The 16,011-nt window shown below is 65.1% G+C and carries 12 protein-coding genes; 3 read left to right on the top strand and 9 right to left on the bottom strand.

Going from position 1 to position 16,011, the window contains the following annotated elements; genetic code table 11:
* Nucleotides 1-62 precede the first annotated feature (62 nt).
* The 8 genes from OX462_RS14500 to OX462_RS14535 form a co-directional block, all read right to left on the bottom strand.
* On the bottom strand, nucleotides 63-1,457 hold the full coding sequence (locus tag OX462_RS14500; RefSeq protein WP_409026374.1) for a TolC family protein: 1,395 nt from the start codon (nucleotides 1,455-1,457) through the stop codon (nucleotides 63-65).
* Nucleotides 1,447-2,790, bottom strand: coding sequence for an HlyD family type I secretion periplasmic adaptor subunit (locus OX462_RS14505; protein ID WP_409026375.1), 1,344 nt, complete (start codon nucleotides 2,788-2,790; stop codon nucleotides 1,447-1,449). Before OX462_RS14505 ends, OX462_RS14500 begins: the two co-directional genes overlap by 11 nt.
* Entirely contained in the window at nucleotides 2,787-4,985 is a 2,199-nt protein-coding gene (locus tag OX462_RS14510) for a type I secretion system permease/ATPase (protein WP_409026376.1), read from the bottom strand. The genes OX462_RS14505 and OX462_RS14510 overlap by 4 nt, the downstream gene beginning before the upstream one ends.
* A 102-nt stretch (nucleotides 4,986-5,087) precedes the next feature.
* Nucleotides 5,088-8,132 (bottom strand): calcium-binding protein, encoded by a 3,045-nt coding sequence (locus tag OX462_RS14515; RefSeq protein ID WP_409026377.1) that lies wholly within the window; start codon nucleotides 8,130-8,132, stop codon nucleotides 5,088-5,090.
* Nucleotides 8,133-8,433: 301 nt separating this feature from the next.
* The gene (locus tag OX462_RS14520) at nucleotides 8,434-8,949 is read right to left on the bottom strand and encodes a DUF6000 family protein (protein WP_409026378.1); all 516 of its coding nucleotides are present in this window, start codon (nucleotides 8,947-8,949) and stop codon (nucleotides 8,434-8,436) included.
* An 80-nt stretch (nucleotides 8,950-9,029) separates the two neighbouring features.
* Nucleotides 9,030-9,566, bottom strand: a complete 537-nt coding sequence (locus tag OX462_RS14525; protein ID WP_409026379.1) for a hypothetical protein — start codon at nucleotides 9,564-9,566, stop codon at nucleotides 9,030-9,032.
* Nucleotides 9,567-9,660: 94 nt separating this feature from the next.
* On the bottom strand, nucleotides 9,661-11,241 hold the full coding sequence (locus OX462_RS14530) for a methyl-accepting chemotaxis protein (protein WP_409026380.1): 1,581 nt from the start codon (nucleotides 11,239-11,241) through the stop codon (nucleotides 9,661-9,663).
* A gap of 292 nt (nucleotides 11,242-11,533) precedes the next feature.
* A complete protein-coding gene (locus OX462_RS14535) occupies nucleotides 11,534-11,968 on the bottom strand; it encodes a hotdog fold thioesterase (protein ID WP_409026381.1) in 435 nt (144 codons plus the stop codon).
* 142 nt (nucleotides 11,969-12,110) lie between these two features.
* Here OX462_RS14535 and lpxO point away from each other — a divergent pair, with 142 nt between their 5' ends.
* The 3 genes from lpxO to fdx all read left to right on the top strand — a co-directional run bounded on the left by lpxO (nucleotide 12,111) and on the right by fdx (nucleotide 13,887).
* Nucleotides 12,111-13,010, top strand: a complete 900-nt coding sequence (lpxO, locus tag OX462_RS14540) for a lipid A hydroxylase LpxO (RefSeq protein ID WP_070218708.1) — start codon at nucleotides 12,111-12,113, stop codon at nucleotides 13,008-13,010.
* A gap of 84 nt (nucleotides 13,011-13,094) precedes the next feature.
* The gene (locus tag OX462_RS14545) at nucleotides 13,095-13,493 is read left to right on the top strand and encodes a DUF6331 family protein (RefSeq protein ID WP_409026382.1); all 399 of its coding nucleotides are present in this window, start codon (nucleotides 13,095-13,097) and stop codon (nucleotides 13,491-13,493) included.
* A 61-nt stretch (nucleotides 13,494-13,554) separates the two neighbouring features.
* On the top strand, nucleotides 13,555-13,887 hold the full coding sequence (gene fdx / locus OX462_RS14550) for an ISC system 2Fe-2S type ferredoxin (protein ID WP_070310802.1): 333 nt from the start codon (nucleotides 13,555-13,557) through the stop codon (nucleotides 13,885-13,887).
* Nucleotides 13,888-13,918: 31 nt separating this feature from the next.
* Here fdx and OX462_RS14555 read toward each other — a convergent pair whose 3' ends face one another.
* Entirely contained in the window at nucleotides 13,919-15,967 is a 2,049-nt protein-coding gene (locus OX462_RS14555) for a M13 family metallopeptidase (RefSeq protein ID WP_409026383.1), read from the bottom strand.
* Between the last annotated feature and the right edge of the window lie 44 nt (nucleotides 15,968-16,011).

The following is a 16,011-nucleotide window of genomic DNA, read 5'->3' on the forward strand; positions in this document are numbered from 1 at the left end:
TCTCCCTAGTCCGAAACAGGAACGCCTTCCCTGTGCGGGAAGGACCGCCACCAATATAGTCATTATTGCGCCGCCGGGGCGCGCAATTTGCCTCCCCCTTGCGCGACATCGTCGCGCGCCAGCATGCCGGCGCTGGCCAGCAGCCGCAGCCGGGCCGATCGCCATTCCGCCTGGCAACGGATGCGCTCCTGCTGCGCCTCGAGCAGCGCCGACTGCGTGTTCAGCATTTCCAGGATATCGGCCGCGCCCAGGCCGAACCTGCGCCGCACGCTGGCCAGCGCATCCTGCGCCGCATCCAGCCACGCTTGCGACGCGGCCAGGTTGGCCAGCGCCATGCTGGCTTCCGCATGCGTTTTCACCAGTTCCATCAGGGTCTGCTGCTGCACTTCCTCAGCCTCGGCTTCCCTTTGCCCCGCCTGCGCCTGCGCGCCGCGCACCTTGTAGTGGCGCGCAAAGCCGTCGAACAGGGGTATGTTGAGCGAGATGCCCACCAGCGTTTCGCGCGTGGAAGCCGGCGACAAGCCCTGGTTGGGCCGGCCGTTCTGGTAGAGATTGGCCGTCAGGTCGATGCTGGGGCGGCCCTCCGAGCGGGCAATCTCCACCCGTTCGCGCGCCGCCGCCAGCTGCGCCTGCGCCGCCAGGATGGCCGGATGGCGCTCCCTGGCCCTTGCCAGCCAGGCGTGCAGCTCATCCTGCAAACCCCCGTGCAGGCCCGCCGCCGCGCCGTCCGCGTCGTCCAGGGTCACGCCCGCATCGGCCGGCAAGCCCAGGGTGTAGACCAGCACGGCACGGGCCTTGTGGAACTCGCCGTCGGCGCGGTTGGCGCCCAGAGCCGCCTTGGCCAGGGCGCTGGCCGCCTGCAGGGTGTCGCTGTGCGAGCCGAGACCCCGCTGGGCGCGGCGCTGCGTGGCCTGCACCGTTTCATTGGCCAGCGCCTGGTATTCCTGCCGCATGCGCACGCTGGCGCGCGCCGTCTGCGCCTCGAAATACGCGCTGACCGTCGCCGCCAGGGTCTTTTGCAGCACGGCGTCGCGGTTGGCCAGGGCCGCGTCAAGCATGGCTTGCGCGGAACGCTGGCCCGCCGCGCGCCCGCCGAAGTCGAACAAACGCCAGGACAGACTCAGCGAACCCGTATTGCTGTTCAGGCTGCCGGAAGGCGTGTCCGCGCCCGGATAGGCGGTGCGGTCGTGCACCCGGCTCAAGCCCCCATTCAGGGTGGGCAGATAGGCGGCCCTGGCCTCGCCCACGCCGGCCGCCTGCAGCCGGATGCCGGCCCAGGCGCCGTGCACCTGCGCGTTGCGGCACAGGGCCAGGTCGACGGCCGCCGGCAGGGTCAATGGGACTGCGGCTTCATAGGTAGATGGACATGGCGCGGCGTCCAGCATCTGCGCCCGGACTGGCGCGGCGGCCAGGAACAAACCGGCGGCGAAGAAAATGGCGGCGTGCCTAGCGTTCATGCAGCGCCTCCTTCTGGTGCCGCACCAGCGGCGAGAGCACGTATTCGACCACCCTGCGCGTGCCAGTGCGGATTTCCGCGCGCACGGCCATGCCGGCCGACAGCGGCACCAATCTGCCGTCGATAACGATGGCCGGCTGGCGCAAGGTGATCCTGACGGCGTAGACGGGCCCCTTTTTTTCATCCTCGATGGCGTCGCGCGAGACGCTGCTGACGACGGCGGGCACGGTGCCATACTTGGTGTAGTCGAAGGCGTCGATCTTGACGGCGACAGCCTGCCCTGCCTGCACGAAACCCACGTCGCGGTTTTCCAGCATGGCGTCGATTTCCAGCTTGCCCTGGCGCGGCACGATCTGCATCAGCGCCTGCGCGGCCGGGACCACGCCGCCCACCGTATGCAGTTTCAGTTGCTGCACCGTGCCGTCGACGGGGGCCGTCAGGCGCAGCAGGCTGCCGCGGGCGCCCGCACGGCGCGCATCCTGGCCGCTGGCGGCCGCCACTCGCGCCCCTTCCGCCAGCGCGTCGTACGCATCTTTCCGCGTTTGCGCCACCAGGGCCGCCCGTTCGCTGCGGGCCGACGCCAGCTGGCCGGCCAGGTCGATGCGCGCCTGTTCCTTCTCCAGCCACGCGTGTTCGGCCACGTCGCGCGTGGCCAGCAGCGCCCGGTAATCGCCGGCCCGCTGTGTCGCCAATGGCAGCGCCTGCGCGTAGCGGGCGATTTCGCCGTCGAGGTGCGCCAGCCGGGCGCGAAAGCTCGCGTACTGGCCATCCACGTGCGCCTGCGCGGCGGCGCGCTCGAGGGCCGGGATCGCGTCCGGCGCCGCCAGCTTCGGCATCGTCAGGGTGTCGACGGCGGCGATCAGCGCACGCGCGCGGGCCATTTGCAAGGTGGCCGCCACGGCGTCGCCGGCCGCCTTGTCGCGCTCGGCGTCGGGCCCCCGGCTGTCGAGTTCCACCAGCAGCTGGCCCGCCTGCACGGCCTGTCCCTCGCGCACGTGCAGGGCGCGCACGGCCGCCACGTCGACGGAGGCGATGGTCTTGGTGTTACCTGATGGAATGATCTTGCCCGCCGCATGGACAATGATGTCGACCTTGCCAAAAACGGCCCACAGCACCACGCAGCCGACGAGCAGCATCAGCACCCTGGCAGTCAGGCGCAGCGACGGCGACACGGGCCGCTCCTGCAGCGCCAGCGCGGCCGGCAGGAAGGCCGCCTCGTCTTCGCTGAGCACGGGGCCGCTCAACGCAGCGCGGTTGCGCCAGCTGTGCCGCAGTACCTGGCAATAGCGTTTGAACAATTCGCCATATGCGGCGAGACGGTGGCCGGCGCTCATGTTGCGTCCCCTGTTGCGCTCCCGTGCGTACCCTGCTGCAGGCTGTACAAATGGGCATAGATGCCGCCCGGCCGTTTCAGCAGCGCGTCGTGGCTGCCCAGTTCCGCCACCTGCCCCCGCTCCATGACGACGATGCGGTTCGCTTCGCGCACGGCCGACAGGCGGTGGGCGATGATGAGCACGGTGCGTCCCGCGCAAATGCCGCGCATATTGTCCTGGATAATCTTTTCCGACTCGTAGTCGAGCGCGCTCGTCGCCTCGTCGAAAATCAGGATGCGCGGGTCGCCGATCAGGGCACGGGCGATGGCGATGCGCTGGCGCTGGCCGCCTGACAAGCCCGTGCCGTGCTCGCCCACCATGGTGTCATAGCCTTCCGGCAGCTCGCAGATAAAATCGTGGGCGCCCGCCAGTTTCGCCACGGCAATAACCGCATCGATGGGCAGCGCCGGGTCGCTGAGCGCGATATTGTCGCGCACGGAACGGTTGAACAGGATGTTTTCCTGCAGCACCACGCCGATCTGGCGCCGCAGCGACGCCGTGTCGATGACGGCGATATCCTGCCCGTCGATCAGCACCTTGCCCCGCTCGGGGATGTACAGGCGCTGCGCCAGCCGCGTCAGCGTGCTCTTGCCCGAGCCGGAGCGCCCGACGATGCCGATCACCTCGCCGGGCGCGATGGCGATCGACACCTCGCGCAGCACTTCGGCCGCGTCCGGGCGGTAGCGGAAACCCACCTGCTGGAAGTCGATGGCGCCGGCGATGCGCGGCAGGCGCGCCTTCTGGTTGCCCGCGTTTTGGCTGCCCGCTTCCGTGCGGGCGTTGAGGATGTCGCCCAGCCGGCTCATGGAGATGCCCACTTGCTGGAAATCGTTCCACAGCTGCGCCAGGCGCAGGATGGGCGAGGCCACCTGCCCCGCCAGCATGTTGAAGGCCACCAGCTCGCCCACCGTCATCCTGCCGTCGATGACGAGCGTGGCGCCCCACCACATGATGGCCGCCGTCACCAGTTTACTCACCAGGGTGACGCCGCCGCTGGCCAGCATGCCGATATTGTTCGCCGACAGGCCCGCCGAGACATAGCCGGCCAGCTGCTTTTCCCACTGCTGCTGCCAGCGCGGCTCGACGGCCATGGCCTTGACGGTATCGACGCCGCTGATCGTTTCAACCAGAAAAGACTGGTTTTCCGCGCTGCGGTTGAATTTGTCGTTCAAACGCCCCCGCAGCACGGGCGTGAGCAGCATCGACAGGACCGCGTAGACGGGGATCGACGCGAGCACGACCACGCTGAGCGCCGCGCTGTACCACAGCATGGCGGCGATGAAGATGAAGGAAAACAGCAGGTCGAGCACCAGGGTCATCGCGTTGCCGGTAAGAAATGAGCGGATGTTTTCCAGTTCATGGATGCGGGCCACGGAATCGCCCACGCGGCGCGCCTGGAAATACGCGATCGGCAAGGCCAGCAGGTGGCGGAACAGGCGCGCGCCCAATTCCACGTCGATCTTGCTGCTGGTGCGCGCGAAAACATAGGTGCGGATGAGGCCCAGCACGGCTTCGAAGACGATGGCGCAGACCAGGCCGATGGCCACCACGTTCAAGGTCTGCATGGCGTGGTTGACCAGCACCTTGTCCATCACCACCTGGAAAAACAGGGGCGTGGCCAGGCCGATCAGCTGCAGCACGAAGGAAATGAGCAGCACTTCGCCCAGCAGCCTGCGGTATTTGACGATGGCGGGGATGAACCAGCTGAAGTCGAAGCGGGCCGTCTCGCCCGCATAGCTGGCCTTGCTGGTAAAAAAGATCAGTTCGCCCGACCAGGCGGCGAGGAAAGCGTCGCGGCCGAGGATCTGCGGCGGCTGGCCCGGATGCTGGATCAGCACCTTGCTCACGGCGCCGTCGCTGCTGTCGACCTTGCCGAGAATAAAGAAACGCCCGTCGTGACCGATGGCGATGGCGGGCAGCGGCGCTTGCGCCAGCCGTTCGGGCGCCTGGCGCACCTGCTTGGCCGTCAAGCCCAGCCCTTTCGCGGCCAGCAGGACGGTTTGGCGCGTGAACACGGCCTGGCCGAAAGCGTGCTTGAGCTGGGCGCCGTCGGCGGCGATGCCGTGCAGGCTGGCCATCAGCAGCAGCGACAGCAGGCCCGTGTCGGGCGCGGGTTCGGTGGACGAAGTGGCGTGGCGATATGGAAGTACGGTCATCGGATCATGTCGGAAATCAATGGCGCAGCCGGGCCGGCACGTGCAAGGCCGGCCCGGCTGCGCGGGAGTGGAACTACGTGCTCAAGCGATCAACGTAAGCGATCATTGCGCCGCCGCCAGCTGGATCTGCGTCGACGGGTTGCCGTGGCCGGACCAGGGCGCCGATGCGGCCGCGGGCACGGCAAAGCCGGCCATCGCTTGCACCAGCTGCGCCGGATCGGCTTGCCAGGCAGAGGAACCGCCCTGGCTGGCCGCGCCGAATTGCTGCGCGGCACGCCAGTTTTGCGCCAGCGCCGGCGCCAGGATGGCGGCCGTGCCGGCAGGCAAGGTCAGCTGGCCGGCCGGCGGCGGCGTCAGGCCAGCCATCGCCTGCACGAGGTTTTGCACATTGCTACCCAACAAGACGCGGCCATCGGCCATGCGGAATTCCTCGATGCGCACGGCCGTATCGGCAAACCAGTTATTCACGGTGATCTTGTCCGTGGTGCCGATGGTGCTCACTTCCAGGTTGGCGCCCTCCCGGCGGAACCACAGCTGCTCGGCGCTGACGCCGGCCAGGAAGGACACGACGTCATGGCTGCCCGCCTCCTCCGTCTCAGCGATGATGTCGGCGCCGTCGCCGCGGGCGAAGATATAGGTGTCGTCGCCCGCGAGGCCGGCCAGAGTGTCACCGCCCTTGCCGCCTTGGAAGATATCATTGCCGAAGCCGCCAAAGAGAATGTTCTTGAGCTCATTGCCGATCAGCACATCGTCGAACTTGCTGCCGAACAGCATGCCGAAATTGGACAGCACGTCTACGCCGGGACGCGCGGTCAAGGGGCCACCAACGGGCGCGAAGACGGCCGTCACGCCTGTGCTGGCGCCGCTGTAAGTGACCGAGTTGCCGGCACCGGCGCCATCGAGCACATTGCCGCCGGGGGTATCGACATAAAAGACGTTGTTGTTATAGGCGCTGCCAGTCACCTTCAGGCCGGCAGAGGCGAGGCGCACGTATTCGACATTGTCGGCCACCGTGTAATCGACGCTGGTGTAGACGGTATCGTTGCCGCCGTTGCCCCGCTCGACGATGAAGTCGCCACTGTGGTTGACGTAATACGTGTCGTCGCCGCCCAAGCCTTCGAGCAGGTCGGCGCCGGCCGTGCCGTTGATGACATCGGCGTTCGCCGTGCCGACAAAGTGCTGCCCCGTGGGCTGCGTGGGACCGTTGAAGTGCCAGGCCTGGGCCAGCACGGGCGCCAGGGCAGCGGCCGTGGCGGCCGGCAGGGTCAGCTGGCCCAGCGGCGGCGGCGACAGGTTCGCCATCGCCTGCACCAGCAGCTGCACGTCGGCGCCGCGCATGACGTGGCCGGCGGCCGTGCGGAATTCCTCGATGTTCGGTGCAGCCGCGTTCCAGCTGCGGATGGTGATCTTGTCCGTCGTGCCGATGGTGCTCACTTCTAGATCCGCGCCCACCTGGCGGAACCACAGCTGGTCGATGTTCACGCCGGCCAAAAAGGCGATGCTGTCGTAATTGGCGTCGGCCGAGGGCTCGGCGATGACGTCGGCGCCGTCGCCGCGCGCAAAGACATAGGTATCGTCGCCCAGGCCGCCGGTCAGCACGTCGTCCCCCTTGCCGCCTTGCAAGGTATCGTTGCCGAGGCCGCCGGACAGGGTGTTGGCCAGTTCGTTGCCGGACAGCACGTCGTCATGGGCGCTGCCTGTCACGTTGGAAATATTGACCAGCACATCGCTGCCCGGGCGCGCCGTGGCGTCACCGTTGACGGCGATCATGGCGGCCGTCACGCCAGCCTTGGATGCGGCATAGGTGGCCGAAGTGTTCGCGCCGACGCCGCGCAGCACATTGCCGCCGGCGGCATCGACGTGGAAGACGTTCGCGTTGCCGTTGCCCGTCACCGTCAGACCGGCGGCGCTGACATGCACCTCTTCGACGTTGGCGGCCAGGGTGTGATTGACGGTGGTGTAGACTGTGTCGCGTCCGCCGCCCGCCTGTTCGACGACCGCGTCGCCGCCATGGTTGACGTAATAGATATCGTCGCCGCCCAGGCCGGCCATCACGTCGGCGCCCGCCGTGCCCTTGATGATGTCCGGGTTCGCCGTGCCGGTGAAAGTGCCGTTTGTCGGCTGGTTCGGCCCTTCCGTGCGCCAGTTCTGCGCCAGCGCTGGTGCCAGCGCGGCGGCGATGCCGGCCGGCAAGGTCAGCTGGCCCGCCGGCGGCGGCACCAGGACGGCCATCGCCCGCACCAGGTTTTCCACGTCGCTTCCCAGCAGCACGCGGCCGTCGGCTGTGCGGAATTCATCGATGCGAGGAGGCGAGCCGGCGTTATACCAGCCATTGATGGTGATCCTGTCGGCCGTGCCGATGGTGCTCACTTCAAGGTTCGCGCCCACCTGGCGGAACCACAACTGGTCGGCGCTGACGCCTGCCAGGAAGGAGACGACGTTGCGGCTGCCCGCCTCCACCATCTCGGTGATGTTATCGGCGCCGTCGCCGCGGGCGAAAATGTAGGTATCGTCACCCATCGCGCCGAACAGGCCATCGTCGCCTTTGCCGCCCTGCAAAATGTCATTTCCATAACCGCCGGCAAGGAAATTCCTGAGTTCGTTGCCGGTCAGCACATCATTGAACTTGCTGCCGACGATGCTGGCCACATTCCTCACTACGTCAGCGCCAGGACGCGCCACTAGTGGGCCGTCCGCAGGCGCAAAGACAGCCGTCACTCCCGCGCTTGCGCCGCCGTAGTTGACCACGTTGCCCGTGCTGCCGCCATCAATCACGTGCCCGCCAGGGACATCGACGTAAAAGATGTTGTTGGTCGTGGCGCTGCCCGTCACCGTCAGACCTGCGGCGGTCAGGTGGACGTTCTCGACGTTCTCGGCCACCGTGTAGTTGACGCTGGTGTACACGGTATCGGTGCCGCCGTTGGCCAGCTCGACGACCACGTCGCCGCTATGGTTGACGTAATACGTGTCGTCGCCCGCCAGTCCTTCGAGCACGTCCGCGCCCGTGGTGCCGGTGAGTACATCGGCGTTCGCCGTGCCCACGAAACGCTGCGGGGCCGCCAGGCTGTTCAGATAGGCGTCAATGGCGGACACGCCGGCCGCTTCGGAAGATTGCGCGAAGGCGGCGGATTCAAATTTCTTAGTCATATTGCAGTTTCCTGTCGTTAAACTTAAAAAAAATCACGCGTGGATATGCCAGCGCAAGCCGGCATGGAAGACAAAGTCGTGCCGCGTCGAAAGGCAGCTTCGGCATGCACCCTGCAGTGACAGATCAGGCGGGGAAACACTGCCATTTGTCACGCAAATGTCATGAAAGCGGGATGTGGGGAGGGAGTGGCCGTACGGCGTGGGGATGGGACGTCGGCGGCTGGAGCGATGCTAAGTAACTAACCCCCAAGAAATTATTGTGATTTCTGACTTTCAAAACTTCACAAGAATTTCCTGAGGATTACTTAGCGGGCGCCCTGAGAGCTTGCAGCGTGCGCAAGCGGTCCATACTGGCCGCAAACGCCGCGAGTGCATCGTCCAGCGCCAGACCCGGCCGGCTGGCCGCGAAAACGGCCCAGGCTGGCGCGTGGCGCGCCGCCTCATCCCGGCCGTGCTGGCCATCGAGCCAGGCGATGGCAGCCATGGCTTGTTCCTGATCAAAGTACAACTGCGGCTGGCGCAGGTAATGTTCGAGATAGCGGTGCAGGTAGTCGCGGCTGGCAGGCGTGTCGAAAACGGCCAGCGCCAGGCAATACGCGCTGCCCGCGTAGCAGGCCTCGCTGGCCAGCAGCAGGCCGCCCAACTGATCCGTGAAGGCGCCCTGCCCGGTTAGCGCGGCCAGGTAGGCGCCCGCCGCGCGGCTGCGCCAGTCGAATTGCCCCAGCAGGCGGGCGATGACGGCGGCGTCGGCCTGCACCAGCCGCGCCACGCATGCGCTCGCCTGGGGCTGGTGCAAACCCATGTACAGGGGCAGCACCCAGTCGTCGCGCAGGGCCGCCGTCAGCGCTTCCTGCGGCTGCAGCGGCGCGATGCTGCGCAGCAGGTTTTGGAAGGCGTCTACGCGTCGAGGCCGTAAAACACGGCGACAAGGATGGCGATGTTGTTGCAGGCGCGGGAAAAGGTCGTTGTCGCGTAGGCCACGGCCACAGTGGGCGCGCGGTAGCGCAGGTAGACAAAGCTGAACATGGCGCCTGAACCGAGCGCGACAATCGCGTGCAGCAAGCCGCCGCTGATGTAATGCACGATGGCCCACAGGATGGCGCCGATAAAAATGCTCAGCTGCCGGGTGGCGCCCAGGCGCTTGAGGATTTCCAGCGGCAGCAACTGGCCGAGAAACGTTTCCAGGATGGGAGAATAGATGACGACCCAGAACACCAGCAGCGGCAGCGACATTTCGCGCTTGAACTTGGACAGGCCCGTGTGCGCGCCCCAGTATTCGGGCGGCAGCAGCCATTTCGTGAGGAACAGGATGGCAAAGCACAGCGTGCAGGTGAGCAAGCCCCAGCCGAGACCGGCAAGGGCCAGCTGCAGCACGGGCGGCGCCGGCTTGTCGTCGTCCGGGCTGGATAGATCATGGCTGCTGCGCACTTGCATGAGTAGTCCTGGCGGTGATCCAGCGCTCATTGTAGCGCGGAATACGACTATTGGCGCATGGCTGCCGGCGCGCCGTGCCGCCGTGCCATCGGCGTCAGGCCGCTAGGCGCAAAGGGCCGTTCGCCGGCGGGGCCAGTTTGAAAATGCCCACTTCCTGCTCCAGCTGCGCCGCCTGCTGCTGCAATTCGTGCGCGGCGGCGGCCGCCTGCTCGACCAGGGCCGCATTTTGCTGGGTTACGCGGTCCATGTCGACGATGGCGCGGTTGACTTGCTCGATGCCGGCGCCCTGCTCCTGCGTGGCATGGCTGATCTCGGCCATGATGCCCGTCACCCTGCCGATGCCGGCCACCACCTCATGCATGGTGGCGCCCGCCTGCTCGACGAGCACCGTGCCCGTGCCCACCTTGCTGACGGAATCGTCGATCAGGGCCTTGATTTCGCGCGCGGCGGCGCTCGAGCGCTGCGCCAGGTTGCGCACTTCCGTTGCCACCACGGCAAAGCCGCGCCCCTGCTCGCCCGCGCGCGCCGCTTCCACGGCCGCGTTCAGGGCCAGGATATTCGTCTGGAAGGCGATGCTGTCAATCACGCCGATGATGTCGACGATCTTGTTCGACGAGGCATTGATGAGACCCATGGTGTGCACCACTTCGGCCACGGCCTTGCCGCCCTGCTCCGACACCTTCGACGCTTCGCGCGCCAGGTGGTTCGCCTGCTGGGCATTCTCCGCATTCTGGCGCACGGCTGATATCAGTTCTTCCATCGATGACGCCACTTCCTCGAGCGAACCGGCCTGCTGCTCCGTGCGCTGCGACAGGTCGCGGTTGCCGGTAGCGATCTCGGTGGAGGCTGTGGCGATGCTTTCCGTACCGTGGCGCACCTTGCCGACGATGGCAGCGAGGTTGTCGCGCATGGTCTTGATGGCGAACAGCAGGCTGCTGTCGTCGCCGTGGCGCGTATGCACGTCGATGGCCAGTTCCCCGAGCGCGATGCGTCCGGCAATCGAGGCCGCATACGCCGGTTCGCCGCCCAGCTGGCGCAGCAATCCCCGCGTGATGACGGTGGCGACCGCAATACAAATGAGCACGCTGAGCGCGGCCAGCACGCCGATCCAGCGCAGCGACTGGCCGTAGATGGCGCGCGCGGCCACGCTGGCCTGCTCCGATTCGCGCTGCACGTTTTTCAGGACGGCATCGATATCGGACACGATCTGGCGCCGCAGAGGGCTGCACTCCTCGACGAGGAAAGTGCCGTACTGCTCCATCTGTCCCGTGGCGCGGAACTGGCGCGGACGCAGCAATTCCTGCGCCATGGTTTTCAGGCCCGTGCTGACCTTCTCGAATTGCGCATCGCCGGCGAACTGCGGCGCCAGCTTCGCCAGCGCTTCCAGGTACAGCGCTTTCTGGGTGTCGAGGATGGCCAGCTCTTTTTCGGCGGCGGCCTGGTCATGGAAGATATACGCGTTGCGGGCCGCCAGGCCCGTCTGGTCGAGCGCTTCGCGCGCCACATACAGAGGGTCCAGTTTCTCCAGCTGTACTTTGTTTTGCGCGTCCATAGCGCCGGAGATGGCGCCGATGCGCAGCAGCGCGAAAGCGGCCAGCACCAGCATGAGCAAGACCAGCAGCCCGAAGCCTGCGCTCAGGCGCGCGCCTATCGTCAAACGATTGAATGACATCATTGTTGTTATTGCCCTGTATAAAGTTGATTGTTGCCGGTTCCGCCAGGCAAGCCCCGCTAGGGCTCGCCAGACACCGGCGATCTGCTCGCCGTCGTGTTGCCTTTCCCGCATGGCGCAGGATGGGTATCTAACTGGCGTTTTTTGGGCAGTCAGCTTTTAATTTCGGGCAATGTAGTTGCGCGGCTGGAAACCCCGCGCAATACAACAGCACACTGAATTATAAGCGAACAGCGTTATGGATGATTCCACGCGCTCGCTTTTAGTGCCTTGATGCAAGTCAAGAGCCGCCGCGTCAGCCTGCGCCCGGAGTGTCGATAACGGCCATGGTGATGCGCGAGATGCAGCACAGTTTGCCGTCATCGTCGCTGATGCGGATTTCCCAGACCTGGCTGGTGCGGCCCCGGTGGATGGGCGTGGCGCGCCCCGTCACGTGGCCGCCGCGCACGCCGCGCACGTGGTTGGCGTTGATTTCCTGCCCCACGCTGACCTGCTTGCTGCTGTCCAGGCAGGCATTCGCGGCCATGCTGCCCAGGGTTTCTGCCAGCAGGACGGACGCGCCGCCATGCAGCAGCTTGAAAGGCTGCATGGTGCGGTGGTCGACGGGCATGGTCGCCTCGATCCAGTCGGGGCCGAAGGCCGAGAATTCGATGCCCAGGTGGCGCATGGCCGTGCCCTCGCTAGCGGCGTTGAGGGTGGCCAGGTCGAGCGGTGCGTGCCAGATTTCCATTGTTACCCCTTCATTGATGAAATAAAGCCATTGTAGGACAGAGCTCCAGCGCGCGCCGCTTCATCGTTCCTTCACCGTGGCACGGGGTAGCCGGGACATTAACTGGTTATAATTGCCCCATTCTTTCAAAACGAGGTTGTGTATGAAGTGGGCCTTGCTGGGCATTTTTGTGTTTTCTGTTTTACATATTCATTTTCGGGGCAAGGTGCGCCTGCCGTTTCGCCGCCAGATCTTCGACCACTCCTCGTTCATGGCGCCGCTGAACCTGTTCATGCACACCTTTTCCAAGGTGCCGGCCACGCCCTATCTGTCCGTCGATCAATTCCCGGAACTGGCGCCGCTGCAGCAGAACTGGCAAATCATCCGCGATGAAGCGCTGCGCATGCAGGAAATGAAAAAGATCAAGGCGGCTGAAAAGAACAATGACGTGGGCTTCAATTCCTTCTTCAAGTATGGCTGGAAGCGTTTCTACCTGAAATGGTATGACGCCAACCACCCGTCGGCACAGCAGATGTGCCCGCAAACCTATGCGCTGCTGCAATCGATTCCCTCGATCAAGGCCGCCATGTTCGCGGAACTGCCGCAAGGCGGCAAGCTCAACCCGCACCGCGACCCGTTCGCCGGTTCGCTGCGCTACCACCTGGGCTTGCAGACGCCGAACGACGACCGCTGCTTCATCGACGTCGATGGCGAGCGCCACAGCTGGCGCGACGGCCAGGCCGTGATGTTCGATGAAACGTATATCCACTGGGCCCGCAACGATGCCGACAGCGACCGCATCATCCTGTTCTGCGACATCGAGCGCCCGATGCGCTACCGCTGGGCGCAAGGCTTGAACCGCTGGCTGGGCCGCACGCTGATGACGGCCGCCGCCTCTCCCAACGAACTGGGCGACCAGGTGGGCGGCGTGAGTAAATTGTTCCAGATTTCCTGGACCATGGGCCAGTACCGCCGCCGCTTCAAGGCGTGGAACAAGACGGCCTACCAGGTCACCCGCGTGGCGCTCGTGATTGGCATCATCGCGCTGATCTATTTTATTTAAGCGCCTGCTTGCACCGCATGGGAAAACCGCCTTCGGGCGGTTTTTTTTATAATGCGATGCCACCGACCCGGAGAATGTTGAAAAATGACCGAACGCGACCGCCAGTACGATATCCAGATCGGCGACGACGCCTGGATCGAATTCATCGATCTTGACGGCCGCTATGACCAGGCGATCGACATCGATGCCTTGCTGGGGGAACTGTGGCAGCTGATCTGCCGGCTGGAAACGCATTGCGTGGCCGGCTGCTGCGGCATGGATGCCTACGATTTTACGCGCGCAGCCATCGATACGGCCTTGCTGGAACTCGATCGCGCGCAGCTGCATGCCGCGTGCGCGCAGGCCAGGGCCGTCGTGACGGCGGTGGCCAGCGATGTCTTGACGAGCGCCACGATGAATCACTTTGCGGATAAACGCGTGTTCTTGCAATTGCTCGATCATCTCGACGCGTGCATCGTCGCACAGGATCGCGCAGGGGCTTGACCTTGCCAAGGCGGGAAGGCCCAAGGTGACGGTATTGCAAGATAACCGAGGAGAATCCCGCATGCCAAAAATCACCGTCCTGCCCCATCCCGAGCTCGCTCCCGACGGCGCCGTCTTCGACGCGCCCGAGCAAATGAGCATCTGCGACGCCTTGCTGCTTCACAAGATAGACATCGAACATGCCTGCGGCCAGGTGGGCGCCTGTTCCACCTGCCACGTGGTCGTGGTGCGGGGTTTCGACTCGCTCAACGCACTGGGCGACAATGAAGAAGACATGCTCGACCAGGCCTGGGGCTTGCAGCCCCACTCGCGCCTGTCGTGCCAGGCGCGCGTGTCAAACGAAGACCTGACGGTCGAACTGCCCCGGTACACGCTCAACCACGCCAAGGAATAGTCCCCGGCGCGGCGAGCCGCTTAAACCATGCTTACCACATGATCACGCGCTGCTCGGGCGGCAGGTACATCGGGTCGCCCGGCTTGATGCCGAACGCCTCATAAAAGCCGGGCTGGTTCTTGACCGTGCCTTTGGCGCGGAATTCGCCCGGCGAATGGGGGTCGCTCTTGATCTGCGCGATCGCCGCTTCGGGACGCAGTTTCGCGCGCCATTTCTGCGCAAAGCCGATGTACAGGCGCTGTTCGCCCGTCAAACCGTCGATGACGGGCGAGGGCTTGCCGCCCAGCGAACGCTGGTAAGCCTTGTAGGTGATCGACAGGCCGGAATTGTCGCCGATGTTTTCGCCCAGGGTCAGCTCGCCATTGATGTGGTAGCCCGGCACGGGGCTGTAGGCGCCGTACTGCTTGACGAGGCCGGCGGCCAGCGCCTTGAAGGCCGCGCGGTCTTGCGCCGTCCACCAGTTGCGCAGGCGGCCCTTGGCATCGTACTGGCTGCCCGAATCATCGAAGGCATGGCTGATCTCATGGCCGAAGGTGATGCCCAGCAAGCCGTAATTGACGGCGTCTTCCGCTTTCACGTTGAAGAATGGCGGCTGCAAAATGGCGGCCGGGATGGTGATGGCGTTCAGCGCCGGGCTGTAGCTGGCGTTGACGGTTTGCGGCGTCATCGACCATTCGTCGCGGTCGACCGGCTTGCCCAGCTTGGCCAGGTTTTGCTGGCGGCTCCACACGCGCGAGGCGCGCACGTTGGCGATCAGGTCGTTCGGCTGCGTCTGCATGCTGCTGTAGTCGCGCCAGGTATCCGGGTAGGCGATCTTCGGCTTCAGGGCTGCCAGCTTGAGCTGCGCTTCCTTCTTGGTTTCCGGGCCCATCCAGTCGAGCTGTTCGATGCCATCCTTGAACGAGGCGACGAAATTGTCGAACATGGCCATCACGCGGGGCCGGGTTTCCGGCGGCAGATACATGTCCACGTAGCGCTTGCCGACGGCATCGCTGATGGCGTTATCCGTGAAGCGCAGCGCCAGTTGCCACTGCGGTTCGCTTTGCGGCACGCCGCGCAGCACCGTGCCGTCGAAGGCGAAACGCTCCTTGACGGTGGCGCTGTCCAGGTAGGAAGCATAGCTTTCGATGATGCGCCAGTTCAGGTAGCTCTTCCACGATGCCAGCGGCACGGCGGCCACGGCCTCGGAAAAACCGCTGAGGAAGCTGGGCTGGCGTACCACGCCCGAGCTTTCCTTTTTCGCCAGGCCGGCGGCGGCAAAGTAGGCTTTCCAGTCGAAGGCCGGCGCCAGTGCCGCGAACTTGTCGAAATCGACGCGGTTGTACGACTTGACGGGATCGCGCATCTGCACGCGCGTCCACTGCACGGCCGCCAGGCGCGTTTCGATGTCGAGGATCTGCGCCGCGTGTTCGGCCGCGGCCTTGTCGCCGCTCATGGCCAGCATGGTCTCGATATGCTTGAGGTATTTGGCGCGCACGGCTTGCAGCTTGGCGTCGTCATCCTTCAGGTAGTAATCGCGGTCGGGCAAGCCCAGGCCCGACTGGCTGATGTTGACCGTGTAGCGCTCGGGATCTTGCGCATCGGGCGCCACATAGGCGGAAAACGGCGTCTGGATGCCATTGCCTTGCAAATAAGCAAACAGCGCCGGCAAGTCCTTCTTGTCCTTGATGGCGGCGACGCGGGCGAGCTCGGCCTTCAGGGGCTTGAAGCCGGCCGCATCGCGCGCCTTGTCGTTCATGAAACTCGTGTACAGGTCGGCGATCTTGTGCGCCTCGCTGCCGGGCTTGCCCGGGTTCTTGACGGTGGCATCGATCAGGCCGCGCAACTGGCCTTGCGCGATTTCACGCAATTCGATATACGTGCCCCAGACGGATTTGTCAGCCGGGATTTCCGTATTGCGGGTCCACACGCCGTTGACGTAGCCGTAGAAATCATCCCTGGGACTGACGGCCGGGTCCAGCGTTTTCAGGTCGATGCCGGAGACGGGCGCAGCAGCAGTTGCGGCTTGCTGGGCGTACAGCGATGGCGAAGATAAGGCGAGCAAAGCGCAACAGGCGGCGCTGATAAGCGAACGTTTCACGAAGATTCCTTTAATTGTTTTCACTTCATGTTGGAGAACATGCT

The sequence above is a fragment of the Janthinobacterium aestuarii genome, assembly GCF_046113285.1.
GTDB lineage: Bacteria > Pseudomonadota > Gammaproteobacteria > Burkholderiales > Burkholderiaceae_D > Janthinobacterium.

What these genes read in the sequence shown, in the direction of transcription:
- OX462_RS14500 (WP_409026374.1), bottom strand. Translation starts at nt 1,457, where the DNA reads ATGAACGCTAGGCACGCCGCCATTTTCTTCGCCGCCGGTTTGTTCCTG.
- OX462_RS14505 (WP_409026375.1), bottom strand. Translation starts at nt 2,790, where the DNA reads ATGAGCGCCGGCCACCGTCTCGCCGCATATGGCGAATTGTTCAAACGC.
- OX462_RS14510 (WP_409026376.1), bottom strand. Translation starts at nt 4,985, where the DNA reads ATGACCGTACTTCCATATCGCCACGCCACTTCGTCCACCGAACCCGCG.
- OX462_RS14515 (WP_409026377.1), bottom strand. Translation starts at nt 8,132, where the DNA reads ATGACTAAGAAATTTGAATCCGCCGCCTTCGCGCAATCTTCCGAAGCG.
- OX462_RS14525 (WP_409026379.1), bottom strand. Translation starts at nt 9,566, where the DNA reads ATGCAAGTGCGCAGCAGCCATGATCTATCCAGCCCGGACGACGACAAG.
- OX462_RS14530 (WP_409026380.1), bottom strand. Translation starts at nt 11,241, where the DNA reads ATGATGTCATTCAATCGTTTGACGATAGGCGCGCGCCTGAGCGCAGGC.
- OX462_RS14535 (WP_409026381.1), bottom strand. Translation starts at nt 11,968, where the DNA reads ATGGAAATCTGGCACGCACCGCTCGACCTGGCCACCCTCAACGCCGCT.
- lpxO (WP_070218708.1), top strand. Translation starts at nt 12,111, where the DNA reads ATGAAGTGGGCCTTGCTGGGCATTTTTGTGTTTTCTGTTTTACATATT.
- OX462_RS14545 (WP_409026382.1), top strand. Translation starts at nt 13,095, where the DNA reads ATGACCGAACGCGACCGCCAGTACGATATCCAGATCGGCGACGACGCC.
- fdx (WP_070310802.1), top strand. Translation starts at nt 13,555, where the DNA reads ATGCCAAAAATCACCGTCCTGCCCCATCCCGAGCTCGCTCCCGACGGC.